The organism is Microcoleus sp. Pol7_B2, from assembly GCF_036701035.1.
GTDB lineage: Bacteria > Cyanobacteriota > Cyanobacteriia > Cyanobacteriales > Microcoleaceae > Microcoleus.
In genome coordinates, this window is the sequence record NZ_JAUBQB010000009.1 from 100,634 (window position 1) to 126,212 (window position 25,579).

At 46.0% G+C, this 25,579-nt stretch carries 28 protein-coding genes; 10 read left to right on the plus strand and 18 right to left on the minus strand.

Annotated elements, in window-relative coordinates:
* Positions 1 to 141: 141 nt before the first annotated feature.
* From QUA57_RS05865 to QUA57_RS05875, 3 genes are all read right to left on the minus strand, one after another.
* Positions 142 to 570 carry a heavy metal-responsive transcriptional regulator gene (locus QUA57_RS05865; protein WP_006632299.1) on the minus strand — a complete coding sequence of 143 codons (429 nt, stop codon included), beginning with the start codon at positions 568 to 570 and terminating at the stop codon, positions 142 to 144.
* Positions 571 to 673: 103 nt separating this feature from the next.
* Positions 674 to 967, minus strand: a complete 294-nt coding sequence (locus QUA57_RS05870; RefSeq protein WP_333059948.1) for a hypothetical protein — start codon at positions 965 to 967, stop codon at positions 674 to 676.
* A gap of 354 nt (positions 968 to 1,321) precedes the next feature.
* Positions 1,322 to 1,492 carry a hypothetical protein gene (locus QUA57_RS05875; RefSeq protein ID WP_172186391.1) on the minus strand — a complete coding sequence of 57 codons (171 nt, stop codon included), beginning with the start codon at positions 1,490 to 1,492 and terminating at the stop codon, positions 1,322 to 1,324.
* A gap of 167 nt (positions 1,493 to 1,659) precedes the next feature.
* Between QUA57_RS05875 and QUA57_RS05880 the strand changes: the two genes are divergently transcribed.
* The 3 genes from QUA57_RS05880 (at position 1,660) to speA (ending at position 5,884) form a co-directional block, all read left to right on the plus strand.
* The gene (locus tag QUA57_RS05880; RefSeq protein ID WP_333034942.1) at positions 1,660 to 2,250 is read left to right on the plus strand and encodes a DUF3611 family protein; all 591 of its coding nucleotides are present in this window, start codon (positions 1,660 to 1,662) and stop codon (positions 2,248 to 2,250) included.
* A 158-nt stretch (positions 2,251 to 2,408) separates the two neighbouring features.
* Positions 2,409 to 3,557, plus strand: a complete 1,149-nt coding sequence (locus tag QUA57_RS05885) for a helix-turn-helix domain-containing protein (protein ID WP_333059945.1) — start codon at positions 2,409 to 2,411, stop codon at positions 3,555 to 3,557.
* Between the two features lie 317 nt (positions 3,558 to 3,874).
* The gene (speA, locus tag QUA57_RS05890; RefSeq protein WP_333034940.1) at positions 3,875 to 5,884 is read left to right on the plus strand and encodes a biosynthetic arginine decarboxylase; all 2,010 of its coding nucleotides are present in this window, start codon (positions 3,875 to 3,877) and stop codon (positions 5,882 to 5,884) included.
* Between the two features lie 122 nt (positions 5,885 to 6,006).
* On the opposite strand, the gene QUA57_RS05895 is transcribed toward speA, so the two are convergent.
* The 8 genes from QUA57_RS05895 to QUA57_RS05930 all read right to left on the minus strand — a co-directional run bounded on the left by QUA57_RS05895 (position 6,007) and on the right by QUA57_RS05930 (position 13,148).
* Positions 6,007 to 7,170: an NDP-sugar synthase gene (locus tag QUA57_RS05895; RefSeq protein WP_333034939.1), complete on the minus strand. Its 1,164-nt coding sequence runs from the start codon at positions 7,168 to 7,170 to the stop codon at positions 6,007 to 6,009.
* 318 nt (positions 7,171 to 7,488) lie between these two features.
* On the minus strand, positions 7,489 to 8,304 hold the full coding sequence (locus QUA57_RS05900) for a segregation/condensation protein A (protein ID WP_333059942.1): 816 nt from the start codon (positions 8,302 to 8,304) through the stop codon (positions 7,489 to 7,491).
* 73 nt (positions 8,305 to 8,377) lie between these two features.
* Positions 8,378 to 8,767, minus strand: coding sequence for a LapA family protein (locus QUA57_RS05905; protein ID WP_333034937.1), 390 nt, complete (start codon positions 8,765 to 8,767; stop codon positions 8,378 to 8,380).
* A gap of 201 nt (positions 8,768 to 8,968) precedes the next feature.
* Positions 8,969 to 9,793 carry a DUF3153 domain-containing protein gene (locus QUA57_RS05910; RefSeq protein ID WP_333059940.1) on the minus strand — a complete coding sequence of 275 codons (825 nt, stop codon included), beginning with the start codon at positions 9,791 to 9,793 and terminating at the stop codon, positions 8,969 to 8,971.
* Between the two features lie 242 nt (positions 9,794 to 10,035).
* Entirely contained in the window at positions 10,036 to 11,340 is a 1,305-nt protein-coding gene (locus QUA57_RS05915; protein ID WP_333059938.1) for a metallopeptidase TldD-related protein, read from the minus strand.
* A gap of 196 nt (positions 11,341 to 11,536) precedes the next feature.
* Positions 11,537 to 12,016, minus strand: a complete 480-nt coding sequence (locus QUA57_RS05920) for a hypothetical protein (protein WP_333059935.1) — start codon at positions 12,014 to 12,016, stop codon at positions 11,537 to 11,539.
* A 203-nt stretch (positions 12,017 to 12,219) separates the two neighbouring features.
* Positions 12,220 to 12,741, minus strand: coding sequence for a tetratricopeptide repeat protein (locus QUA57_RS05925; protein ID WP_333059932.1), 522 nt, complete (start codon positions 12,739 to 12,741; stop codon positions 12,220 to 12,222).
* Positions 12,742 to 12,788: 47 nt separating this feature from the next.
* Complete coding sequence (locus tag QUA57_RS05930; protein ID WP_190663675.1) at positions 12,789 to 13,148, minus strand: single-stranded DNA-binding protein; 360 nt, start codon at positions 13,146 to 13,148, stop codon at positions 12,789 to 12,791.
* Between the two features lie 330 nt (positions 13,149 to 13,478).
* Between QUA57_RS05930 and QUA57_RS05935 the strand changes: the two genes are divergently transcribed.
* The 3 genes from QUA57_RS05935 (at position 13,479) to mreD (ending at position 15,946) form a co-directional block, all read left to right on the plus strand.
* On the plus strand, positions 13,479 to 14,486 hold the full coding sequence (locus tag QUA57_RS05935; protein WP_006632285.1) for a rod shape-determining protein: 1,008 nt from the start codon (positions 13,479 to 13,481) through the stop codon (positions 14,484 to 14,486).
* Between the two features lie 87 nt (positions 14,487 to 14,573).
* Entirely contained in the window at positions 14,574 to 15,380 is an 807-nt protein-coding gene (gene mreC, locus QUA57_RS05940; protein WP_333059930.1) for a rod shape-determining protein MreC, read from the plus strand.
* Complete coding sequence (mreD, locus tag QUA57_RS05945) at positions 15,377 to 15,946, plus strand: rod shape-determining protein MreD (RefSeq protein WP_333034926.1); 570 nt, start codon at positions 15,377 to 15,379, stop codon at positions 15,944 to 15,946. Before mreC ends, mreD begins: the two co-directional genes overlap by 4 nt.
* 70 nt (positions 15,947 to 16,016) lie before the next feature.
* Here mreD and QUA57_RS05950 read toward each other — a convergent pair whose 3' ends face one another.
* Positions 16,017 to 16,808, minus strand: coding sequence for an HAD family hydrolase (locus QUA57_RS05950; protein ID WP_333059928.1), 792 nt, complete (start codon positions 16,806 to 16,808; stop codon positions 16,017 to 16,019).
* 246 nt (positions 16,809 to 17,054) lie between these two features.
* Here QUA57_RS05950 and argB point away from each other — a divergent pair, with 246 nt between their 5' ends.
* The 3 genes from argB (at position 17,055) to QUA57_RS05965 (ending at position 20,378) form a co-directional block, all read left to right on the plus strand.
* On the plus strand, positions 17,055 to 17,966 hold the full coding sequence (gene argB / locus QUA57_RS05955) for an acetylglutamate kinase (protein ID WP_333034924.1): 912 nt from the start codon (positions 17,055 to 17,057) through the stop codon (positions 17,964 to 17,966).
* A 163-nt stretch (positions 17,967 to 18,129) separates the two neighbouring features.
* Positions 18,130 to 18,393, plus strand: coding sequence for a DUF4926 domain-containing protein (locus QUA57_RS05960; protein WP_333034923.1), 264 nt, complete (start codon positions 18,130 to 18,132; stop codon positions 18,391 to 18,393).
* Positions 18,394 to 18,590: 197 nt separating this feature from the next.
* Positions 18,591 to 20,378, plus strand: a complete 1,788-nt coding sequence (locus tag QUA57_RS05965) for a cellulose-binding protein (protein WP_333059926.1) — start codon at positions 18,591 to 18,593, stop codon at positions 20,376 to 20,378.
* Between the two features lie 17 nt (positions 20,379 to 20,395).
* On the opposite strand, the gene QUA57_RS05970 is transcribed toward QUA57_RS05965, so the two are convergent.
* From QUA57_RS05970 to msrA, 4 genes are all read right to left on the minus strand, one after another.
* A complete protein-coding gene (locus QUA57_RS05970) occupies positions 20,396 to 20,974 on the minus strand; it encodes a DUF948 domain-containing protein (protein WP_333059924.1) in 579 nt (192 codons plus the stop codon).
* Positions 20,975 to 21,011: 37 nt separating this feature from the next.
* Positions 21,012 to 21,353, minus strand: a complete 342-nt coding sequence (locus QUA57_RS05975) for a YtxH domain-containing protein (RefSeq protein ID WP_333059922.1) — start codon at positions 21,351 to 21,353, stop codon at positions 21,012 to 21,014.
* A gap of 121 nt (positions 21,354 to 21,474) precedes the next feature.
* The gene (locus tag QUA57_RS05980) at positions 21,475 to 21,780 is read right to left on the minus strand and encodes a hypothetical protein (protein ID WP_333059921.1); all 306 of its coding nucleotides are present in this window, start codon (positions 21,778 to 21,780) and stop codon (positions 21,475 to 21,477) included.
* Between the two features lie 173 nt (positions 21,781 to 21,953).
* Complete coding sequence (gene msrA / locus QUA57_RS05985; RefSeq protein WP_333059920.1) at positions 21,954 to 22,607, minus strand: peptide-methionine (S)-S-oxide reductase MsrA; 654 nt, start codon at positions 22,605 to 22,607, stop codon at positions 21,954 to 21,956.
* Between the two features lie 317 nt (positions 22,608 to 22,924).
* Between msrA and QUA57_RS05990 the strand changes: the two genes are divergently transcribed.
* Complete coding sequence (locus QUA57_RS05990) at positions 22,925 to 23,062, plus strand: hypothetical protein (RefSeq protein ID WP_265236679.1); 138 nt, start codon at positions 22,925 to 22,927, stop codon at positions 23,060 to 23,062.
* Between the two features lie 123 nt (positions 23,063 to 23,185).
* On the opposite strand, the gene QUA57_RS05995 is transcribed toward QUA57_RS05990, so the two are convergent.
* Both QUA57_RS05995 and QUA57_RS06000 read right to left on the minus strand, forming a co-directional pair.
* Positions 23,186 to 24,112, minus strand: a complete 927-nt coding sequence (locus QUA57_RS05995; RefSeq protein ID WP_333059919.1) for a DUF6999 family protein — start codon at positions 24,110 to 24,112, stop codon at positions 23,186 to 23,188.
* Entirely contained in the window at positions 24,112 to 25,470 is a 1,359-nt protein-coding gene (locus QUA57_RS06000) for a 3-oxoacyl-[acyl-carrier-protein] synthase III C-terminal domain-containing protein (protein WP_333059918.1), read from the minus strand. Before QUA57_RS06000 ends, QUA57_RS05995 begins: the two co-directional genes overlap by 1 nt.
* Positions 25,471 to 25,579 lie beyond the last annotated feature (109 nt).

The following is a 25,579-nucleotide window of genomic DNA, read 5'->3' on the forward strand; positions in this document are numbered from 1 at the left end:
GCCAGGGCTCGGCAACTCAAAAAGCAACAGCAAACTCTGCGAAAACAGTTAAAAGCTCAACACGATCGACAAAACCACCAACAAAACCATCAAGGGAAGGAAACCGATAATTCCTTCCCTTTTTTTGTATCTTTCTGCAGCTCAATCCCGCTGAATGTTCGGACAAATGGTGCGAGTAATGCTCGCCTGCGAGGGTTGCTCTTGCCAGCAGTTGAGAATGCCTTGCAACTCCCTCTTCAAAGTTTCTAAGGCTGCAATTTGCACGGAAATTTCCTCTACCTTAGCCGTGAGATGCTGCTTCGCTTCAGAGCAAGGCAACTCTCCCCGATCGCGAACTTGTAAAATATCCTTAATCTCCTGAAGGCTCAAACCCAGAGTCTGAGATCGTTTAATAAACGCCAACCTGTTAAATACCGTTTCGCCAAACAAGCGATAACCAGCGGGCGAGCGCTTTACCGCAGGAGACAGCAAGCCCATCTCCTCATAGTAACGAACAGTTTTCACCGACAAACCACTACAGGCAGCTACAGAGCCAATTTTGTACAGTTTCTCGGCAACAGAAATATTCATAAACCAAGCATCCAAGATCGAAAGACTTTCTTGCCCTATCTTTTAGTGCCTCAGATCCAGGGAGTCGATCGGCACCTCGCCCAGTCACCATTGCCCGGTAATCTTAATAAGGAGGATTTTTTTTAGACACGTTAAGCACGGGCAACTGAGGTCTAGAAGACTGAGGAGGAAGATAGTATTCGGGAGCAGGTGCGGGTTGTTCGGCTGCAGAGCGGTAAAATTGCCACCAGCGGAGAGCCATCGCCACCCCAGCAGTCCCCAGCCCAAAAGCCAATAAAGAGCCACTCGCACCCATGCTGCCGATAGCTGCATCGACAAGACCCACTGTCACAATAAAGCTGGTAATTGGTTCTCTACGGTAAGCTGACCTCAAAAGTCGCGTCCACGAAGCATTCATTTGGTTTTACTCTGTTCTATATTTATTTACAAGCTCTAAAACTTAGAGTTGGCGGAACGATCGGGATTTCTAGCTCAAAGACTAGCTTCACCTAAATTAATCTTCTCGCCTGTGGGGAATTGTACGGGAGCGAGGCAAAATTGCCAAGCTAGTCAAATCAAAATTCCACCCCATATACACCTCCAAAAGCCAGCTATTGCATTCGGGAACAGATCTCTCTCGACAGAGAAGTCGCTGGGCTTGTTTCTAATTAATATTTTAATCAATTCCCGAATTTGTCGCGGTCAGCAGAAGTCACACCCGCTGCCGTTCGAGTCAAGACAAAGTGTAAGGCTGACCGCGCCATTGCTAAAATTAGTTGAGACCTAACCAGGACAGCAAGCCCTGGCCTGTGACATACTCGATAATTAAAGTTAGAGAAAAACCGATCATCGCGGCTCGACCGTTAAGGCGTTCCGCGTAGCTGTTGAAGCCAAACTTTGGCTGTTCCAGTTTGGGAGTGACGGTGGGTTGTAGTTGTGTCATTGCTGTGGGTACCTGGCGATCGACGCTATTCAAATGTGAAATCCAATGTTAGTTACAAATCTTAAACATTGCTACTTCTATTATAAAGAGGGTTAACCGCCGTCAACCGTCCCCGAAGAGAAAAAACTGCCGCCAACTAATGCCAATTAATTATACCCGCTCAAAATATGACTAATCAGTTAGATAACGATAAGCTTCCTGTCGCCGTACAGCGAGTTGCCTTTGCGCTTCGTACAACAGGCTGGGTTTGCTTCTGGGTACAGGTAGTGCTAGGGGTGGTAGCGGCGATCATTTTGCTCTTTGCCATCCCCTTCGCCATCCCCAGGGCTAGCGCCGCTGCTGGTTCAACCAGTGCCGGTACCGGCGGCGGCGTATTTTTTGCCATTTGCGGGCTGGCCGTACTCGCTTACAGCGTATATCGCTCTTTCCGCTTCACCCGCTTGTCGAGACAACTGCGATCGCCCGCTAACGCTGTCCGCCCCAAAAAAGCAGACACCATCAAAGAAGTGCGGCTGGCACTTTGGAGCAACTTATCGGGTATGGTGCTGACGCTGATCGGTGCAGAAGCCATCAGCGGTACGCTTTTAGCCAAATCTCTAGCTCAGCCGCAAGCCTTGTTCGGTGCCGCAGTTGATTTGGGTCGATTTATTCAGCCGCTAGATATATTTGTGGTACTCGCCAATACTCACGCCACTGTTGCCCATTTTGTCGGGATTTTCGGGGCTCTTTTTTTGCTCGATCGCATCCACAAGCAATAGACGATCAATAAGTGGGAATTGCGCCTCTCCCACTCTCCCACTCTCTCTTTCTCTCACTCTCCCTCACTCTCCCACTCTCCCCCAACCGACATCCGGAATCACTGCCAACCTGTCGAAGAACGTACTCAGATACCTTCTACTAAGACAACATGAATATCATGGCACTGAAACCCGAGGCTTATTTTGGGGTGACAGATCACCCAACTATTGAAATTTCTCAAGAAAGTTTTCGTTCTGTCCTAGGTCAAATAGAAACTGAACTCCTCTGTAGCGACACCTATAGCCACGCTCTAGCTAGCCTGCAAACAATGTTGGGCGAAGCAGCCTCCGCTGCCGAAATTTTAATTAGAGCAGTTAGCAGAGAAGCGGTCAAGCTCGCATTCGATCGATTTCCCAAACAAAACAAAATTGAACCGCAAGTAACCCAAGAGAGTTTTACTACTGTAAGTCCCGTCATTGAGACGGTGACAGAAATTCAAGAATTGGAGCCACCAGTCACTGCTCCTGTCTTCTATTGGCGCAGCGCTAGTGTGGAAGCGCCGCCCCAAACCGAGTCCGAAACTGAAAATTCCGATCGAGACACTAACACTTCTGAAGACAGCAAACAAGCGCCCCAAGACGAAAATAAAGTCGATTCGGCTGCACCTGCACCTGTCACAGTCCCCGGAAAATCCTTCCCAGGGTTCGGTTTTCCCAAAAAGCCAAAAAAACTCACCAAGGAAGAAGAAGCAGCTTTAGCCGTTCAACAGCGAGAAGAGTGCTTGCAGGAGTTGGGTAGAGAATTGCGTAAGGGACGGCAAGTTCGCTCCTTATCCCTGCAGCAACTCCACAGTCAAACTCTCGTGCCGTTGCACCACATCGAATCGATCGAAAATGGGGAAATCGACAAACTGCCCCAAGATATTTACGTTAGAGGTTTTATCCGCAGACTCGGCGACGCCTTGGGACTAGACGGCAGCGCTATGGCGAATGCTTTGCCCAAACCCGCTCCGACTCCAATTCCCAGTATGTATGTGTCTGTTTCCGATTCCGACTCAAGCGAAGGCTTTCAAATGCGTCCGGTGCATTTGTACATCGGCTACACCGCTTTGATGGCTGGGGCTGTAGGGGGTTTGGGTTGGCTGTCGCAGCAACCCGTGGTGCCAGGAGCACAGGCAGTACCTCCAACGCAGGTGACACCGCCAGCCTCAGTTGCACCGGCTCAGAAGACCCCAGAAAAAGCGCCTCAACCAGGCTTGAAGAAGTCTAGCAACGGGGGAATGAATGTGGGGGCTGACATGGCGCCGCCGGAGGTGATTTTTGGTTAGTGTGTGTCGGGCGATCGATCGTCCGACCACTCTCTTGGCGCAGGTGAACTCGGAAACCGGGTTTCCGAATTCACCTCCATACGGATATTTGTTTGAAGAAAGGAGTCCTGGAGAGCAATTAGGGTTGAGATTTTAGTTAAATCCCCCACATTCATCCATCTGTAGAGTCAATTCTAAAATCTAACATCTAAAATCTAAAATCTAAAATCTAAAATCGCCAGCCCGTGTACCCAAAGTGATTTTTCAACTGCATCAGGAAACCCGATATGTGCGATAAACTATCTATTTGACCACTCCTCAAAGAGGTTTCCGATAAGATGAGTTCCCCAGCCACCGCTGCTTTCTCCGATCTCGATCCGCTATCGACTCACTCGCCAACAGCCACGAGTTTGGCGACACCAGACAGTGCCTTGGTAACGGCAGCTCAACTGCCACAAGCATCTTGGACAATAGAAGATAGTGAGAAACTCTACCGAATTCAAGGTTGGGGTGAACCGTATTTTTCGATCAATGCAGCCGGTCACGTTACAGTCTCTCCCAAGGGCGATCGCGGCGGTTCCCTGGACTTATGCGAACTGGTAGAATCCCTGAAACAGCGAAATTTGGCTTTGCCCCTGCTGATTCGATTTTCTGATATTTTGGAAGACCGGATCGAGCGCTTAAATTCGTGTTTTGCCCGAGCGATAGCTCGGTACAATTACAAAAATGTTTATCGCGGTGTCTTTCCAGTAAAATGCAACCAGCACCGACAATTAATTGAAGATTTGGTGCGTTTCGGTCAACCCCATCACTTCGGGCTCGAAGCCGGCTCGAAACCGGAATTAATGATAGCTTTGGCGACCTTAAAAAACCCAGGCGCTTTATTAATTTGTAACGGTTACAAAGACCGCGAATACATCGAAACTGCTATTTTGGCGCAGCGGCTAGGGCAAACTTCCGTAATTGTGCTAGAGCAAATAGAGGAAGTAGAACTCGCAATCGCCGCGAGCAAAGCATTAGGAATTAAACCGATTTTGGGAGTGCGAGCAAAACTCACTACCAAAGGGGTTGGCCGCTGGGGAGGTTCCACGGGCGATCGGGCAAAATTTGGCTTAACAATTCCAGAAATTATGCGTGCAGTCGGCGAACTAGAAAAAGCTGGAATGCTCGATTGTTTGCAGTTACTGCACTTCCACATCGGCTCTCAAATTTCCTCAATTAGTGTCATCAAAGACGCCATTCGAGAAGCCAGCCACATTTATGTAGAATTAGCTAAATTGGGAGCTAATATGAACTACTTGGACGTAGGCGGCGGACTCGGCGTTGACTACGACGGGTCTAAAACAAACTTCCACGCTTCCAAAAACTACAATATGCAAAACTACGCTAACGACGTAGTAGCGGGAGTGAAAGATGCCTGCGACGAGCGCAAAATCCCGGTTCCAATTATCATTAGCGAAAGCGGGCGGGCGATCGCTTCTCACCAATCAGTGTTAGTTTTTGACGTACTCGGTACTAGCGATGTCCCCAGAGAAGTAGCAGAACCAGTAGACGAAAACGCGCACCAAATTCCGCGCAATCTCTACGAAATTTACCAATCTATCAGTCCCGAAAATTACCAAGAAGTTTATCACGATGCTATCCAGTTCAAGGAAGAAGCAGTCAGTTTATTTAACTTAGGCTATTTGGGAATTGCGGAACGGGCGAAAACCGAACAGTTGTACTGGGCTTGCTGCGATAAAATACAGACGATCGCGCGGCAAAAAAAATATGTATCGGAGGATTTGGAAGACTTAGAAAAGGTGATGGCGTCCATTTATTACATCAACTTATCTGTTTTCCAGTCAGTACCGGACAGTTGGGCAATTAACCAATTGTTCCCAATTATGCCGATTAACCGACTCGACGAAGAACCAACTCAACGCGGTATTTTAGCCGATATTACCTGCGACAGCGACGGCAAAATCGACCAATTTATCGATTTGCGAGATGTGAAGTCTGTTTTGGAACTGCATACTCTCAAACCTGGAGAACCTTACTATTTGGCGCTATTTTTGGGAGGTGCTTATCAAGAAATTATGGGCAACCTTCACAACTTATTCGGCGATGCTAATGCAGTTCACATTCAGCTAACACCTTCTGGCTATCATATCGAACACGTTGTGAAAGGAGACACTATGAAAGAAGTCCTTAGCTACGTACAGTACGATTCAGAAAATTTGGTTGAAAGCATCCGCCGTCAGACAGAAGCAGCTTTGCAGCAAAATAAAATTACTCTTTCCGAAGCCCAACTTTTGCTGCAAAATTACGAGCGGAGTCTCAGCAAATATACTTATCTTCAGTCTTAAAATGTAGGGTGCAACTTAAGCACATTACCATAATTGAAAGCTGAGATCATAAACGTAAAAGTAGGGTGCGCCTAGCGCACCTTACCTTGAGCAATTAGCAATTGCCACTTAGCAATTAACAATTATGCACCATGACCGAGAATTTCAGATATCGCCCGCCGCTCTTCTCCGTGTTGAGTCGGTAAAACTTGGCGAGCGTCAGTAATCAGCCAATCGAGAGCAGCCGCTTGCAAATCGATCGCAGCCCCGGTTTTATCAACGCAGTAGCGCCCAAACACCAGTTTGTCAACCAACCGCACCTCCGGGCCCAAACGAGAATACTCAAAAATCACGCTGTTTTCCACAGTAGCGCCACTGCAAAGCCAACAATTTGGGCCGATCATTGTCGGGCCGACAATTTTTGCTCCATCCTCAATGATCGTCATCCCCCCAATGTAAACAGGCCCTGTAATATCAACCTTATCCCAGTTGACAGCTACATTCAAACCAGCGTAAATGCCGGGGCGCACTTCAATTCCCGGAATCGAAACATTTTTAACTTGTCCCAGGAGTACGCTCTGAATTGCCCGCCAATAGTCAGGAACTTTGCCGATATCCACCCACTCAAAGTCCATGCTAATCCCGTAAAAAGGCGCGCCTATTTTTACAAGGTGGGGAAATAATTGCGAACCGATATCGTACTCTGTATCAGAGGGAATATAATTGAATATTTCGGGTTCAAAAATGTAAATGCCAGTGTTGATATCGGTACTCAGAGCTTCCTCTACAGAAGGTTTTTCTTGGAAATCTTTAATTTTGCCAGACTCGTCTGTTACCACCACTCCATAACTAGGAACTTCCTCGCGGGGAACCGATTTCATAACAATAGTAGCGATCGCCCCTTTTTCCCGGTGCCACTTCACAGCAGCAGTCAAGTCCAAGTCAATCAAAGCGTCGCCGCACAGCACCACAAAAGTATCGTCAAAAAACGGCGAGAAGTCCTGAATTCGTTTCATGCCACCAGCCGAACCGACAGCCTCTCCAATCATTTCTCCGTCCTCAATTCGCCCTTCAAAAGAATAGGCAATTTGTACCCCAAACTTTTGACCGTCACGGAAGTAGTTTTCAATCACGTCTGCCAGGTGGGAAACATTGACCATAATCTGGTCAAATCCATGCTGGCGGAGCAATTCAACCAAAAACTCCATCACTGGCTTTTGCAGGATGGGAATCATCGGTTTGGGTATTGTCTGAGTAATAGGACGGACGCGAGTGCCTTTACCGGCCGCCAGAATCATCGCTTTCATTCTTAACTTCCTCAACCCTCTGTTAACTGATATCAACTGAACAATTAGATGCTAGCGGTTGCGATCGTCGAATCGATCGAGCACAGCAAAATCCTGACCTCTTTATAGGCGACATCGTACCAGGCTATCAATCATTTATTCCGAATTTACCTGGATTCTAAGAAACCAGGTATCGGGAACCAGCAATAACTTCACGCTCCCGCTCTCCGCATCCCAGACTCAGCAACAGAATGCCATAGAGCGAGATTCTGCCTAGAATCTTAACCGACGCAGTGGCATAGTTATTAGTTTCCCCCGAGAACCTAATACCGTGCAAGCTCAAAGCGCGCGGATTTTCAGGTCTTGGTAAAACTCCTCTTGAAGCAACTCTACTTTAGACTGAGCCGATAGGAGCAACAACGCCCAAAAAATACCCACGCGGTCATGATTTGGCAAGTGAACTTCCGCAGTCGATACCGGGAGTTCTGGGTTGACAGGAGAGTGCAAATCGTTATGGTGCCAGAGCTCTAGCAATGTGTCCAAGTCCAGCCAACCCTCGTCAATTTCCGCGCCCCGCTGAGCCAGAAACCGTTCGAGTTCACTAGCAGTTTCTACGAGATTTTCTTGGTGAGCTAGCTCAAAGATAGCTTGGGCCGCTTGCGATCGCATTTTTGAGGTAGGGCGACGGCGGGGGGTAACTGTCTGCTCCATTGCTGCTTTCATTAGCTGCAACTGCTCAATCAGTTCTGGGAGAGTCACCGGGCGTTTTTGCGGTAGTTGAGCTACACCGCGACGGCGCAATTGCCGCTCTAAATGCTGCGGCAAGTGTCGCCCGCCTGAGTGCTCTGCGTCTTCTACTGCCGGCTCGTCGGCCGAGTCGGGATTCGCGGGGGGTTCTGAGAGGACGATACTTTCTGCTTTGAGCAACACCAGCATTGAAGCGTACAAAAACGCTTGGCCGGAGTGGGACAAATCGGAGAAATCCTTACTCTGATCTGCATCGGAGGCGTTCGTAAGCTTGCTCAGACATCGATCGAACACTTCAATTACCTTAACGTCCCAAGGATCAATTTCTCCCCGTTCCGCTAGGTCAATTAAAATTGCGATCCCCTCGGAAATCGTTTCTAAGCCATCTTGGTCTCGGGAAACGGCCATTCGATTTTAGATTTTAGATTTTAGATTTTAGATTTTAGATTTTGCCTCTGGGAAAACGAGAGAGCATATCAAGTTAATTGGCGGTTATTTCAGCAGCTTTGCCCTCAATGGCTGCTATTTCTAAACTTATCGGTTCTCCACTTTCTAACAAAGGTTGTTGACCTTCTACTTCGGCTTTATAGCGTTCAAGATTTTGTTCTAATTCCTGAATCCGCTGCTCTTTTTCGCGAACTTGGCGAATCTCTTGGCGCAACGCGAGGGTTCGCTGCATTCTCGACCACAGACTGAACAGCCACGCTAGTGTGGCCCCTAATCCGGTCGCTACAATTAGTTCTACGCACAGCGGAGCTTTAACTTGGACGCCTTGGATAACTTGAATCGCGACTGGCTGTGTATTTTCGATGCTGAATAATACTAGAGCCAAGCAGATCAGAAAGATGAAGAAGAAATTTAGCGATCGCATTTTCTCTGTTCCTAATTCTTAATTCAGGTCAAGCAAATTATTTACTATTTGTCAACTGTTTTTTGACAGATGTTCTCAGTCTTTTTTGATAAGATCAAATCTGGTCAATTAACCATAATATCCGGGGAGGGCCGGGTTTATTGGAGTTCTGAGAGCTGAGTGAAGATATTGGTTAACCCGCCCCTCCAGGACATATCCTCTTTAGGTATGACCGATGTTTTGTGGTTTCTTGCCGATTCCGAGTGCTGGCAATATTTGATATTTCAAAGCAATGCCCGCGGCTACAAATAAGGCAATAATCAGCGCCCCAATTCCTACCGGGCTGGGAATCCAGAATATCGCCTCCAAATAGTTAACTTCTCCGGGTTTGAGCTTCCAAACTAACTGTTTTCCTTGCTGATAGCTTTCGGGAACCAGCGCACCGGCGACAGTTTCAATACTTTCGGCGCCCCAAGGCGTGTTCAAGCTAAAGTCTAGCTCCAAAAGTCCCCCCGGACTCAGCAGCAGACTGCCGTTAGAAGAAAGCAGTGAAAGAGAGCGCAAATCCAATTCCAAACTCAACCGATTTCGCAGCACCAATAACAAATTATTCTGCTTGATATTCAGGTGAGATTCAAACTTCGGCAAATCTGTTTCTAGGGGACTTGCGGCCCGATATTTTGTGGTTGGTGCGATCGGATTGTAAAATTGGTTGAACTTGTCTTGCAACTCGGCTCCATTATTGAAAGGAATCCTCACTAGAACTTCTGTGGGGGAAACCCGTTTAGTTTTTCCGTCCAGCAACCTCACCCGGCGTTCTACGCTTTTCAACCATTCTGCAACAGTTTCGCTGCTGAAGCTCGTCAACCTTTCCCCCAGTTTAATGTGCTGCACGATTTCGCCACGAGTTTGACTCTCAAAGTTAACCCCGACATCGTACTGAACGCATCCAGTCACTAGAGTTAAAAGGCAAAAAACCAAAGGTAAAAAAAAGAAAAAGTGCTTTTTCTTCTTCCGAGTTCCATCCTTGACATTTTGCTCTTTCATTGTACCTTTTTCCCTGTTTTTCCCTATTTGCATGAATTAGCAAAGCGTTGAATTCGCGGCACTGTTTCTGTGTTTCTATTTCCACGTCTGGACTTGCGAACCGCATACCATAAACGCGGTTTATGGGCTACCGAAGGGCAATTTCACAGATGCTGCGTGGCCGAAACCGGGTCTTTTTGAGGTGAGTGCTAAGATTTTTCTAGCAACAGTATCAGTGTCACCTGGAATTAACCGCACTGAACTTATTGCCTAGAAGCTACACCCAACTGTTGAAACAGCATACTCGGCAAATAGGCTGCACCGCCTACCCATTCGGCTTCGCTACTCAAATCTGCCAAATTTTTAAATGCTTCAAAAATGCTGCCTGCCACCATTGTATTCTTGACGCGACCCACAATTTTGCCTTTTTCTACTTTATAGCCTAAGTCCAAATTGACAGAAAATTCGCCAGCTAACTGATTGGACTGACCGGCTCCTAAAACCTGCTCTACTATTAGACCTTCGTCCATGCTAGCAATCAAGTCTTGAGTGGCGGTATTTCCTGGAGAAATGCAAAAGTTAGTCAAATCAGGGCCTGGGCGAGACAATCCGCCACGAAAACCGTTGCCGGTTGATTCTACACCGGCGCGAGCCGCCCACCTGCGATCCCAATAAAATCCGGTGACAGTACCTTTGTCTATCAAGATTTTGCGGGTGGTGGGCGTACCTTCGTCGTCAAAGGGACAAGCAGAAGGGCCTAAAGTGGGGTCTTCAAAAAAGGTAAAGCGTTCGTCAAATAAGGTTTCGCCGATTTTGTCGGCTAGGGGAGAGGCTTTTTGAACTACTGCTTGACCTGAAAGGATGGTATCAAAGAGGCCGCCGAGGGTGCTAGCGGCTGCTCTGGGGGTAAATAATACTGGGTAGGAACCGCTGGTGATGGTGGCTGAATGTTCGGCGAGGCGGTATTTTTCGAGGAGTGATTGGAGGATGCTGTCGGTGTCCAGGGGACGATCGCACGCTACGTCGTAACTGTATGCTTGCATAAAGTCTTCTCCCTTTACCAAATTTCCCGCGATCGTCCCGCTGATTATTTGGCTGCTTCTTTCGGCATAGAGGTCTTGCGTCGTAGCAATTTTCACGCGGCCGCTGCGGACGTGGAAGCCGACATCTACCATAATATCGGGATTGTAAGCGTGAACTTGCTCAATGAGGTTTTTGCCGTTTTCCACTAATTCTTGAGTGGTGGGCGGAGTGTAGGTGGTTTCCGGGCCTTTTAGGTGAAAGTTGGAGGCGAGTTCAAATTCTGCGGGGTCGCCGATTTCGGCTGTTTGAATCGCTGCATCTACTAAATCGTCTATCCGCGTTAAATCTGTGGAACTGGCAAAACCGATTTTGCCTTGGTAAATCAGCCGGAGTGCTACGCCTTGCAGTGCTTTGGTTTGCAGGGATTTGAGGCGATTGTTTTCAAATTCTATGGGGGTGTCTTGACTCGACAGGTAGTATACTTCAGCGGCATCCGCGCGTTGAGATGCCAATTTCAAAATCTGTTCTATGGTTGAATCGCTCACAATAATCGCCTTTCTGGTTTGGTCTTTTTTTTATTTTAGCAATTATCGCTATTCAACATCTGACTCCTGCCTCTTGCTCCATAATTAATCGTGTATCGGTGTCAAAACTACTGGTGGTGCCTTCCTTATTCCTTCTTCCTAACCTCAACTACATCCGTTACATCTGTTAAATAACCCGTTGCCGAACTTCCTTTTCCTATAATAGTAATTCACACTGTTTAAAAACATAGTTAACGGCTGCAAACAGTCGGTCTAAGTCCTGAATTGTATAGAAAAATTTATTTTGAGTAAACATTTCTAATTTCAGCTTGCCAAACTGCCACATTGCCCCATTAGAAACAATCCCAAAGATAGTTTGTTTGGGTTCATTGTTAAGTCGCTGCACGGCGATCATTTCTGCCAAAAACTGTCCCCATTCTTCATCAAATGCGATCTCTTTCTTGGCTTCAACTAATATGAAATAGGGCTTGTCAAAAACTACTGTGCCGAGGGGGGAGCGCTTCGCCAATATATAATCTGGCATTCCTAACAGATTCTCCTTATAGACTAAGGTTTTGTCACTCCAGAGGAGAAAATTAGTTCGATAATTTTTCCAAACTTCTTTTAATACAGGATAAATGATATTTTCACAAATGGCTATTTCCGAGTTGTCAAATACTCCCTCATTGAAAATCACTTCTAATTCATTCCGAAAAACTGCGCTAACTACAAATGCTTTATCGACAATGAAATTATCCGATAGGTAATTAATTTGGAATTATTTCGCGACCGCGCTGATACTTTTATAATTGCTAAAAGGCATTGCTTAACTTCTCTCAGTAGGGGTGAGGTGAGCCTCGGCGCACCCTAGAGATAGAGTTTGTGCGAATGAAAAAATGATTAATAACTAATAAATAATCCGCCTAAAATTAGCCCGATCGCAATTAACGCCACCCAGATAAACCTATTATCTTTCGTATTAACCTGACTCAAATCTACAGGCTCTGGTACGACTGGCTTTGGTTTAGCGTACTTGATATCAGCGTTCGGATTGGCTTGAAAACTGATTGATTGATTTTCATCTAAAGCTGCCAAATCAGGGATTTTCACCATCCATTCAGGAGGGATAGTGAGTTTGGGAGCTTCGAGAATGAACAGCAAGCGTTTTGCTTGTTGGCGGGTTTCTTGGCGGGGATGGCGGGTGAGCTTGCGGCAAAGCTCGATCGCCCTTTCTGTATTGCCAGAGGCTTCGTAGGCTGTCACTAACCACATTTGTACCTCACCGCCCAACCGGGAATTTCGATCGACTAAACCGGTAGCTGTTTCTAAACTCTGCACAGCTTGAGCATACCGCCCACTCTCAAAAGCTACTTGCCCAGCTTGGTACTCAGTTTGAACAATTTCTAACTTTTCTGAAGTCACAAGCACCCACCCAATTCACAAATATTACTTCCTAAATTCCCCAAACGCTAGAATTCGCTGTTGTGTTGCGACATACCCGACTCGTTGTCGCGTTTGGAACCCAGCAAGTCTAAATGGTCTACCTTAATTACCGGCTTCGAGCGATTTGAACCCGTATTGCGGTCTTGCCAGCGATCAAACTTCAAAGAGCCTGTTACGCCAATTAGAGAGCCTTTACGAACGTAGTCAGCCGCAATCTGCGCTGTTTTGCCCCAGATTTCCAGATTGAACCAGTCTGGTTGATCGCTGTTCTTGGTTCTGCGATTCACTGCCAGCGTCAAACTACACTTAACTGTACCCGACTCAAAATACTTAACGTCCGGGTCGCCGCCGACGCGGCCTACTAAAGTCACAACATTAAGACTCATAAACTTTTTTGGGAATGTGGTCGATCGGTGATGTAGTTAAACAGTCCACACGCGCATTAGCCTCCAAACTGAACTTGGAACAACGCTTGTGAGGCTTCATCCTGATTGTACACCCAGTTAGCAGAACATATTGATAGTGGATGATTGGCAAGTCTGCGCTCAACCTGAGCTCGACAATGTACATTTCTGACTAGACTCAGGATGAAAAACGTAATAGAATCCACCTCGGTTACACTTTTGTAACAACATTATTGCACACAATAGTATTTTAGTTTTTGGGGGGGGTACGAATCAGTGGGTCTTCTCAATCGATTTTCGTTATCTAGAGATATGGGTATCGACCTCGGTACTGCTAACACGCTCGTTTATGTATCGGGCAAAGGTATTGTTCTGCAGGAACCTTCTGTAGTGGCGATCGACCAAGATTTAAAAATACCGCTGGCTGTTGGAGAAGAAGCAAAAAAAATGCTCGGCCGCACGCCAGGGAATGTCATAGCACTGCGCCCGCTTCGGGACGGGGTAATTGCAGACTTCGATACGGCAGAACTGATGCTCAAGACTTTTATCCGCAGAGTTCACGAAGGCCGAAGCTTAGTTTCGCCGCGGATAATTATTGGCATCCCCAGTGGTGTCACCGGAGTAGAGAGGCGTGCTGTCATTGAGGCGGCGACTCAGGCCGGTGCTAGAGAAGTACGGTTAATTGATGAACCCATCGCTGCGGCGATCGGGGCTGGACTGCCTGTTGCTGAGGCGACTGGCAATATGATTATAGATATAGGCGGAGGTACAACGGAAGTTGCGGTTTTGAGTTTGCAAGGTACGGTGATCAGTGAGTCTGTGCGGGTAGCCGGCGACGAACTCAATGAGGCGATCGTCCAATACATGAAAAAAGTTCACAATTTGGTCATCGGCGAACGCACTGCTGAAGAAATTAAGATTCAGGTTGGTTCTGCATATCCAACTCCAGAGGATGACGATGTAATGATGGAAGTGCGGGGCTTGCACTTACTGTCGGGTCTGCCACGAACTGTTACTATCAAAGGCCCAGAAATTCGCGAAAGTATGTCGGAACCGCTTTCAGTAATTGTGGAAGCTGTCAAGCGTACTTTGGAACGCACCCCCCCGGAATTAGCAGCAGATATTATTGACAGGGGAATTATGCTGGCTGGTGGTGGCGCGCTAATGAAAGGTTTAGATACTCTGATCAGTCACGAAACAGGAATTGTCACTCACGTGGCAGCAGATCCGCTGTGCTGCGTGGTTTTGGGAACTGGTAGGGTATTGGAAAACAAACAGTTGGAACGGGTTTTCAGCGGGCAGTCGTCGCGTAATATGTAGTTAAAAAATTTGGGATTGTGGATTTAGAAATACGGCTGCAATCTCAAATCTAAAATCCTGACTTAACAATTTTAGATTAGTGAAATTATGCTAAAAAATACATTCCGAAAGTGGTGGGATCTGCGGCTGCAAATTGCTCTTCTAGGTTTAGCTGTAACTGCCGCTTGGGGAGTTCGGCAAACACAAGGTGCGGCAGTATTTGAAGTTTACAATTGGGTGACTCGTCCGTTTCACGCCAACGGCTCTGGGCAAGAGGAACTTATCTCGGCGCGCACTCAAGAATTGCAAGCGCAGCTATTAGAATTAGAAAATCAAAATCAGAAGCTAAAAGAGCTTTTAGGTTACGTTTCGGCTAAGAAACCAGCAGGAATTGTAGCTCCTATTGTCGGTCGCAGCGCCGACCACTGGTGGCAGCAAGTAACCTTGGGGCGCGGCAGTAACGATGGCATCAAAACAGATTTTACTGTTATGGGCCCCGGCGGTTTAGTAGGCAGGGTTGTCAGCGTTACTCCTAATACTAGCTTGGTGCTGTTAGTCAGCGACGCTACGAGTCAATTGGGTGTGGGAATTACCCGCAGTCGCCACATGGGTTTTATGCGCGGGAAAGGCGGAAATCAGGCGGTGATGGAGTTTTTTGAGAATGTTCCCAATGTCAAGCCTGGGGATGTGGTTTCAACTTCTTCTTATAGTCAGTTGTTCCCTGCTGGTTTGCCTGTGGGAAAAGTGGTTTCGGTGGATATGAATAAAACTCCGGCTCCAGAAGCTGTGGTTGAGTTCTCTGCACCGATGAATGCTCTGGAGTGGGCAGTGGTTTACCCCCACTCTAAGCAAGCCGAACCGAAGGATTCGCAGAGTCTATCTTCAGCAGCATCTGGGGGAGCACAGCAACAATGAAAGCTTTATCTCGGATGTCTTCGCCGCGATCGCGCCAATTTCTCAACTTCGCAGTTACATTTCTATCTGTGATGCTGTGCATACTGATATTGCCCACTCGGATGCCGGGAATGGAATTGCTGGGAATTGGACCGAACTGGCTGTTAATTTGGTTGGTAGCTTGGAGTATTAAGCGGAAACGTACAGTTTGGGGAGCTGCTAGCATGGGCTTGGTTTTGGGGTTTCTTCAAGATGCGATGACGGCTCCTCATCCCACCCATGCTGTCAGTCTAGTTGTTGTAGGAGTCTTAACAGTTGTTTTGCAGAAAACCTGGTCGATTCCGGTAGATATTGTTGAGAGAGATCCGATTCCGATCGCGTTAATTGTGTTTGGGATGGCGGTGGTAGCGGAAACGGTGATGGGGCTGCAATTTTTTTCTATGGGCGATCGGGCTTTACTGGAAATTTGGAGCTATCACCAGCGAGTGGCTTTGTGTTCTGCTATTCTTAGCAGTCTTTGGGCTCCGGTGATTTATTTTCCGCTCAATCGCTTGTGGGAAATGACCAGGAATGTAGAAAAACCTTAGTCAGCCATTAGTCATCAAGCATTGGTCATTAGTCAACAGTTAAGTGTTAACTAATTACTGTTAACTGTAGTCATTCTACTATTACTTGTTGTCCGGAACCTAATAAGTGATGAACGGCAATAATCAAGTTGCTGAGAATGAAATTAGGCTGGTGCTTTTGGAGTTGATAGCGGCTGCGAATTCCGCAGGTAACGGCAATTGTAGGTATTCCCAATGCTTTGCCTGCGAGGATGTCTGCTTCTGTATCTCCGATCATCCAAGCCGAACCCAGCGATGACTCAAATTCTTCTGCAACTTCAGCCAACAATTCAGTTTTTAAGGCTGTATAGTTGTGATAGGCGGCATCCGCCATCTGAGTTCCGCGAATGCTGGTAAACAGTCTGGCTAAACCGTAATTTTGTAACAGTTGAACGGCTTGATTTCTCGGCCGCAGGGTGACTAAAATCAGCCGCACGCCGCGGGAGTGCAGAAGTCCGATCGCCCATTGTACTCCCGGCTGGATGCGATCTAAGTGCAACAAGTCTGGCTGATTGACAATCTGACTGACGCATCCGAGAAAAACGTTAATTTCTTCTCCCGACAAGCCGGAACTGTTGGCTATTTCAGAATCGGGTACTCGGTTTTGCTTCATCTGCCAAAACTGCTGTTTGCTGAGTATTTGAAGGTTGAGGTTGATTCCCCGAGCAAGATATACTGCTTGAGTATCGGCCAATCCCTGTTGATAGGTGGCATAGTAGCGATCGGACACATCGACTATGGGCCCGTCTAAATCGCAAAATACCGTCATCCGGGGGGACGACTCAGCCTCTGATGGTAGCTTGTACTGAAGGTTTTCGGAGTCTTGGGCGACAGCAGTTAACATAAAACGTTAAGTAAATCTAGGGAGTTATACATTTCTTGACTGTAGCAAAAAATGTATAAGTTATAATACATAAATTTTAATGCTTTTATTAAAAAAACCTATGAATTTGTTGAGGATGGGGTTCAATAAAGGCGATCGAGCCTGTGCGTCCATAACTTTAAGGGAAAAAGTGATTTTTGTGGCTGTTAATATGTGCTTTAGCCATTAAAGTTTAGAATTAAGTTTTTAGTCTTCTGTAATTTACCCATGCTCAAACAAAGCGATTTTGTTAGGAATTCGGACACTAATCGAGTAGAGGTGCTGTCCGAAGCACTGCCTTACATTCAACACTTTGCCGGTCGAACCATTGTGGTCAAATATGGCGGTGCGGCGATGAAAGATAGCAATCTCAAAGACAAGGTGGTTCGGGATATTGTGCTGCTAGCTTGCGTGGGGATGCGTCCGGTTGTGGTTCACGGCGGTGGCCCGGAAATTAATATTTGGCTGGAAAAATTGGGAATTGAGCCGCAATTCAAGGATGGTTTGCGGGTGACTGATGCGGCGACAATGGAAGTTGTAGAAATGGTTTTGGTAGGTAAAGTAAATAAAGAAATTGTTTCGTTAATTAACCAAGCTGGCGGCAAAGCAGTGGGATTGTGTGGCAAGGATGCCAATCTGATTCAAGCTCGTCCAGATGGCCGGGAAGGAATTGGGTTTGTGGGTGAAGTCAGCGGCGTGAAAATCCAGATTTTGGAGTCTTTGGTGAACAGCGGTTATATTCCGGTGGTGTCGAGTGTGGCAGCCGATGAAAACGGTCAATCTTACAACATTAATGCTGACACGGTGGCTGGGGAAATTGCGGCTGGTTTGGGAGCGGAAAAGTTGATTTTGATGACCGATACTGCGGGAATTTTAGAGGATTATCACAAGCCGGATAGTTTGATTGCTAAGTTAGATATTCAAGAAGCAAGAGAGTTGGTTGAGTCTGGAGTTGTGTCTGGGGGGATGATTCCGAAAGTTAATTGTTGTGTGCGGAGTTTGGCTCAGGGTGTGAAGGGTGCTCACATTATTGACGGTCGAATTCCTCATGCTTTGCTGCAAGAAATATTTACGGATGCGGGGATTGGGTCGATGATTGTGGCTTCTGAGTTTAGCAGCGCGAACTTAAGGCCTAAGTAAGGTGTAAATCCTAGCGTGGGGAGGGCGGGCGCGTGAAAGGGGTAAACTCGCTGCGATCGCGTATATCCTAACTAAACCTGCCCCTAAAAACCTTGAAAAGGTACTTCTGGGAAATTACTTCAACTAATTCTAACCGTTGTTGAATTTCAGCTTTTCTTAAACTATGATTAAACACTTTAGAGTTTTGGATTCTGTTGCGATTCTCAAGCCGATTTCAAATACGCGATTAGCGCTAGTGGAACCAGAATACGCATCTATTTCTAGTTTGCCAGTTGGACTTGTGGGAACTATTGTTGAACTGTATGAGACGGGAAAAGAATGTCAGTATTTAGTGGAGTTTGCTGATAGTCAAGGGAGTGAATATGCTATGGCTATGTTGAAAGCTGATGAAATTTTAGTTCTGCAATATGAACTTGCAGTTGCTTAGTAATGTGAGGAGAATAGAAGTTAGATAAGGACGATGGCACTTGGGGACAGAAAGGGCTCTCGCCCCTCCACTGAGAGGCAAAAATGTTAATAATCTTATAGCTGATAGTTTTAGAAGGAACTTTTTGATAAAATATCAAAATTAAAACTGCCTCGCCCGCTTCGATTTTACCTAAAACAATCAAATTAATCAAATTTATGTCTCGATTAAGTATCAGATCGAACAAAAAAGCTCTGGGCTTTGTGCTGGGTTTATTAATTTTTGTCATTTTCATTCCCGGATGTTGGGCTTTAACAACTAATATCGCTCCCACACCAGTACGGCAAGTAGATAACACAGTAGCGGTGCGTGCCAATGTACAAAATACGTCAAATTCTCGCTCTTCTTTAGGAGTTGGGCTTAATGGTGTTGCTGACTACTCCACACAATTACCCTTTTTAGATGCTTTCAAATCTTCTAGGCAATGGATAACTCAATGCGTTAGCGGACAACCAAACTGTAAAGGTGAATGGGATACAGAGGAGTATAATCTTTTAAATCTTGATAAAAATGGATGGGTGAAGTCTCTGCCATCGCCCGAAGAAGCTCCTAAATATACTAGGGTAAGTACGCTGTTACTTAGGGAAATCCCCAATCGCTATCCTTCAGGGCAATATATTGTTACTTATGAGGGTGAAGGTGCGATCGAATATCAATTTGATGGCAAAAAAGATGAGGCTGCGTCGAAACCCGGCAGGGATATCATTAATGTAGATGCCACACAAGGGGGAGGCATAATGATTACAATTACTGCTACCGATCCCAATAAAACAGGGAACTATATCCGCAATATTAAAGTGGTTCGATCCCAAGATGAAGAGCTTTTTCAAAGTGGTGAAATATTTAATCCGCTGTTTATAGAAAAGATTAAAAAATTTAGGACCTTGCGTTTTATGGACTGGATGGATACAAATGGTTCTGAACAAAAAGAATGGTCAAACCGACCCAAACCAGAGAGTGTATCCTATGCTTACAGAGGAAATGTTCCCATAGAAGTTATGGTGAATTTAGCTAACAAAGTCCAAGCAGAACCCTGGTTTAATATGCCGCATCAGGCTACGGATGACTATATGACTAACTTTGCTAAAATGGTCAAAGATAGTTTAGATCCAAAGCTGAAAGTTAATGTAGAGTATTCTAATGAGGTTTGGAATTGGTCATTTCGACAATCGAATTATGCCTTGGAACAAGGTAAAGCGAGGTGGGGAGATAAAGGCGATGCTTTTATGCAATGGCACGGAATGCGTAGTGCTCAAATGTGCGATATCTGGAAAGGCGTCTTTGGGGATCAAAAGAATCGAGTTGTCTGCGTGTTAGGAACTCAAAGAGCTTGGAGAGAGTTAGGCAATTATGCTTTAGATTGTCCCTATTGGGTAGCTGAGGGTAATAAACCTTGTTATCAACACGGTATTGATGCCTTAGCCATAGGTGGATATTTTAGCGGAAACTTGGGCGGGAAAGAAAGTGTCAGCACAGTAGAGTCTTGGTTGAATGACGCAGATGGCGGGTTTGGCAAAGCTTTTAAGCAATTAAGAGAGGGTGGGTTACTTCCGGGCTTCAAAGATAGTTTGCCCGATGTTGATAATGACTTTAGGTATTACTTAGGTGTGGCTCAAAAAAAAGGACTCAAGTTATTTGTTTACGAGGGGGGTCAACATATTGTAGGTATTCAAGGAGTTGAGAATAACGAAAAACTGACCAAGTTTTTTATGGAATTAAATAGGCGCCCAGAAATGTATGATATCTACACCCAATTACTAAATAGTTGGAAACAGGCTGGAGGCAGTCTTTTCATGCACTTTGTTGATGTGAGTTCATTTAGTAAGTGGGGAAGTTGGGGGGCTTTGGAGTATGTGGAACAAAAGGGTTCGCCTAAGTATGATGCTTTGATGGATTTTATTGATAAGAATCCTTGCTGGTGGGATGGGTGTGCTGTTGAGGGATGATCAGAAATTGGGGGCAATCAAGAATCCTTCGACACTTCCTCAAACTCTTCAGCATCCCCCGGGAAACCAGAACCCTCGCTAATCCTCAACCTGGGCGATTCCCCATTACTCGCACCCGCACCGTAAACCCCAGAATACCTGTCCTCTAAACCCGAATCCCTCAGCGAAATCGCACTTCTTTGACTCGGCGACAATCTATCTGTTGAACGGCGATTTGTCCCAGAAATCGGCGGCTTCCGAGTTAAAGTTTTCCAAGCAGCCTTAATCCCAGTCACCACGCTGCGAGTAGTTACCTGGACGTTTTGCGCCTGCTTTTTGGCGCTACCAATACTTCGATCGACCTGTTTGACAACCTCGCCCGCACTTTGTACTCCCTCGCTGACATCATCCGTCAACTCGCTAATTTCCAGCCCCGTCAACCGAATTGCCTCCAAAGTGGGCGGAAATTCGCGAGAAAGTGTGTCAGCGAGCTTTTCCACGCTGCGGGCCGCCCGTGCCAGCGCTTGCACCGCAGGTATTAAAGTCACTAAAACAGCAGTCAGGCTAACTGCCACTAGCAAAATTGAAAGTCCTAGCCAAAATATGGGATCACTCACTTGAATCTGGGATTGGGGGTTGAGAATTTCATGGCATTTAGCGGATGGGAGGGCGCGACGGGGGACTCACTTCAGATTCAGCTTCCGACAGGGTTTGGCGTTCCCGCTGAGTTGCTTCCAAACCTGCCGCGATCGCCTCTTTGAGTCTAATCAAAGTTTCGTCCCAATTCCGGATTGCAGTTTCGGAAAGTCGATCGGCCTGCAATTGCACGCTAGTCGATAAATCTTCCGCCAACTCCGGCAAAGCATCGGCCGATTTTTTCAATATCTGGCGCGTCTCCTTGCCCGGTCGCGGTGCCATCAGCAAGCCAGTCACCGCCCCGATCGCAGAACCCACAAGCAAACCGCCAATAAATAATCCTGAACGTTTAGTTGACATTTTTATAACTTCTCTCCATACACCAATTTTAGGGGCGTTTGCCCGATCGCAGCCCTTTACAAAGGTAGAAATATTGTTGAAAACCCTAGGGAGTCAGCACAGGCGGCAATTTTAGGATAGCTTACCTCAAACGTCGATCGCGCCTGGACCAAAGCATCCGTCCCAAACCCAGCAATCCCAAAAGTTGCTGAACTTGTTGCAGTTGCAATTCTAGTTGTTGATAACGCTGTCGTAGTTGGCGGGTACCTTGCTGCCTCTTACCAAGGAAATCCGGCGTCGTACTGAGGACATTGCTGCTACAGCGTTCGATTGCTGCGATCCGAAGTTCCAAACGTGCGATCGTCCGCCTGATTTTCCACACTCTCGCAGCGATATAAAAACAGACTACAGATATTAGTATATTGATAATTACAACAGCATTCAGCATTTATTACCTATTTTCAACTACTAACATATTCCGCTTTTTGTGGCGGGCTATGAGCAACGGCCTACCAGATATATTGTAGGGAGACAACATTGTTGTGTCCTGAGCTCTGTTTTAAGGACACAACAATGTTTTGTCCTGAACTATGTGTCCCTCTCCCTAAGCGGGGTCAATTTTTAAGCCTGAGACATAGCAGGCAAACAAACCTTAGTACCGCCCAAACCGCAATAACCGTTCGGCTCTTTAGCAAGATACTGCTGATGATAGCTTTCTGCGTAATAAAACTCAGGAGCATCAATAATTTCAGTGGTAATCTTGCCGTAACCGGCAGCAGTCAAAGCCTGCTGGTAAGCATCGCGCGAAGCTTCAGCTAGCTGCTTTTGGCTGGCTGAATACGTGTAAATTCCCGATCGATACTGAGTACCAGAATCATTGCCCTGACGCATTCCTTGAGTAGGATTGTGACTTTCCCAAAAAACTTTGAGCAGCGTTTCGTAACTAATTACTTTGGGATCGAACACAACCAGAACTACTTCATTATGTCCCGTCATCCCGCTGCAAACTTCGTTGTAAGTAGGATTCGGAGTAATCCCGGCCGCGTAGCCAACAGCCGTCGAAAAAACTCCATTTTGTTGCCAAAATTTGCGTTCTGCTCCCCAAAAACAGCCCAGGCCAAACAAGGCAGTCTCCATGCCGTTTGGAAAGGGAGGTTTGAGCGGATTGCCGTTAACAAAGTGAGTTGCCGGTACCGACATCGACTCTGCCCGTCCCGGCAAGGCCTCTTGGGGAGAGGGCAGGCTCGACTTTTTGCCAAATCCAAATAGCACCATAAGTTTGTGAGGGGATCTCTGATAAACGTCTTTACCTTACTTAATAATATCAGATGTATACTGAAAGTAGTGGCCCTCTTAAAGGTAGAAGGTAAAAACCAGAAGGCCGATTTTTTTTACGGAAGGTTTTTGGTGATACTGCTCACTGCCCACGCAGTTTTAAATCACATTAGGTAGTGTTCTATGTCACCAAAACACACCTAAAATATCACCTATTGTTGAGTTGTAAATCACGCGGATTTTAGGCAAAATAGCCGATTATTAAAGGTATGGTGTTGTAGTAGTTATTCAATACCATTTATTGGGAGTGTGTAGAAATGGGCGCTAAACCTTGCAGTCAACCTTTAAAATCTAATCCGTTTATTACTTACCGCGACCCAATTACAGGCAAGTGGATTGTGGTAAATCAGACTTTGCCCAAAGCAGCAGAACAAGCACAGCTAGCAGCAGCTTGAGTTTTCCTATTGATTTTTGACCTAAAAATTAACCATTCTTTCAAACTTCAGGACTTACGCAAAAAGTTATTGGACGCGCTATTTATATTCGTAAGGTGCTTACGTTACACATACCTAAGCACCTTACTGTGAAACATTTCTCATCTCTTTTTGCAGTTCCAAATACCGATAGAGATATTCCGAAACTATCCCGTGCAAAAACAAGTCGCGTGCCCCATTAAACGGACTGTTTGGGGCTAGCGGATGGCGATTGACAATTACATGATTCCAGTCGCAATTTCCCGTAATCTCGCTGACGTACACTCCGAAGTTTTCATCTAACTGAAGCGACATCACTGCTCGCGCAAATTCGTCGCTAGTCAAACACAAAGAATAAAAAACTTTAAACAATTCGATCGCCGATTCTAAATCCAGAATTTTTAGCCATCTGCGTTTTTCAAAATCTATGGCAACTTCTACTGGTTGAATACTATCATAATTTATTCCCCGTTTTTTGACCACTTGCAACCAGTTAGGATTTGTCAGCATGGCCTGGTTGTAGTCCCAGACAAAGTTATAGAGAATTAAGTCGTGTTCGAGAAACGCATTGTCCGCTAAATCGTTCACAGTGCGCGGATAAAGCTTTGACTTTTCTATGTGGGTGTCGGGGCCGTTGTCAATCAAGAAGTTAATAATGTTGGAGCCGATGCAGATGTGTCGGACAATTAAATAACAAGCTTCTGGCGAGACAAAGTTATTTAGGAAAAATGCAGCCGATTTGTGCATTAAAGTGTAAGCGCGGAATTGAAATGGCAACAGGCGCTTTGTTGTCATAATTACCGCCAGCAACAAGTTAGCAATTACTTTGATCGGAATCAGCAAATAACTGCGAGTCCAGTTTTGCAAATCCCCGATCATGTAGGCTTTTGCCACTAAATCGACGGGAATAGATCGATCGCAAAACAGCACATCCCAAACATTCGGATCTCGGCGGTTGTAGGGTTTGGTAGCGTAAGGAATTTTTCGCTCATCTGGGAGATTTTCGGTATCTTGTTTTTGCAGCTTTTGCATTAACGAATTTCCTCCAATTGCAGCAAATATAAACGAGCAGTGACGCGAGCGGTTTTGACAATGCGGCGGGCAATATCATCTGTCATCCATTCGGCATTAATCAAAGTTTCCAGTTTAGCTAAATGCGACTCGTCATTAGATCCGTGATACGCTAAAAACGATACTTGTTCGTCTTGCAAACCGAGACTTTCTTTAATTTGTTTTGCCCACTTTCCCGCCAACCGATTGCCCAATCCTTCGATAATAAACATACTGCCAATTAAATCGACCGGATTTTCCCGCGATGCTTGGTGAAAGATAAAAGCTGATAGTGCTTCGCTGCCAATATTCTTATCATATTTCACAATTTTTGCCAATTCACCGCCCACAGAAACATAATTTTGTTCTAGCATTTGATAGTCGCGGTGTTCGTCTTGGGCATGGCCGATAAAAGTCGATCGCAGGCGAAAGTCACTCATGTTAGAAGCAGCGCGAGCAATCCAGCGAGCTCCCTCTACAACTTGCGGCCGGAGATTGCACAGCAAAGCTTGATAATCTTCTATTGTAAACTCTCCTCGGTACAATTTGCGGACAATAGGAACAGAACGAATTTCGCGATCGAACTTCAGCCAAATCCATGCTAACTCCCGCAACAAATAAGCTTGCGGAGAGTTGGGGTGTTCGGGTTTAACGCTTTCGAGAGGCGAAGCTTCGGGAACCTCATGAAAGTTAGAAATTTGAGAACTCATAGGCTTATGGGTATTTTCCACAGCAGTTAACATCATATATGCCGTTGTAAAGCGACCGCTTTCCGGGACAAAACAAAAGATTTTCTGTCCAGGCTTCAACTTGCCCGAATTGAACAATTCCTCTAACATTAAATAAATCGAGGCGCAGCCTGTATTTCCCCGACTGTATAAGTTAGTAAACCATTTTTCTTCAGGAATCATGCAGCCTGCTTGTTCCAGAAGTTCTACAATTTGCCCCCGGAAAAAGTGAGACGAATAGTGGCACAGCAGCCAGTCGATTTCCTGCGGACAAACTCTCCCGGCTTTAATCAGCCGCAGCCAACCTTCAACGCCTAATTTCATTACATTTTCCAGCAAGCGAATATTTTGCCGCAAGTCAAAAGCTCCCGCTGTGGCGGCATCGAGGTAGGAGGAATAATCCAACCAGCTTTTAGTGGAGGTTTCGTTGGCTAATCCTGAATACATACAAACAGGATAGGCGTTGGCGTGGGAAATTAGCTCAATCCATTCTATTTTTAAACTAATTCCTGTCGCGTTAGGATGGTTTTGGAGCAACAATGCTCCCGCACCGTCGGAGAGCATCCAGCGCAGAAATTCTGTATCGAAAGGCAGGGGTTTTCCGGCTTGCACTGAAGTCTTTGCTTCAAATTTGGTGTTTTTAAACCAATACGGTTCAGTTAAGAGCTATGCAGTGCTTAAAACAATAAATACAGGAGGATTCATTATTATTCCAGTACCT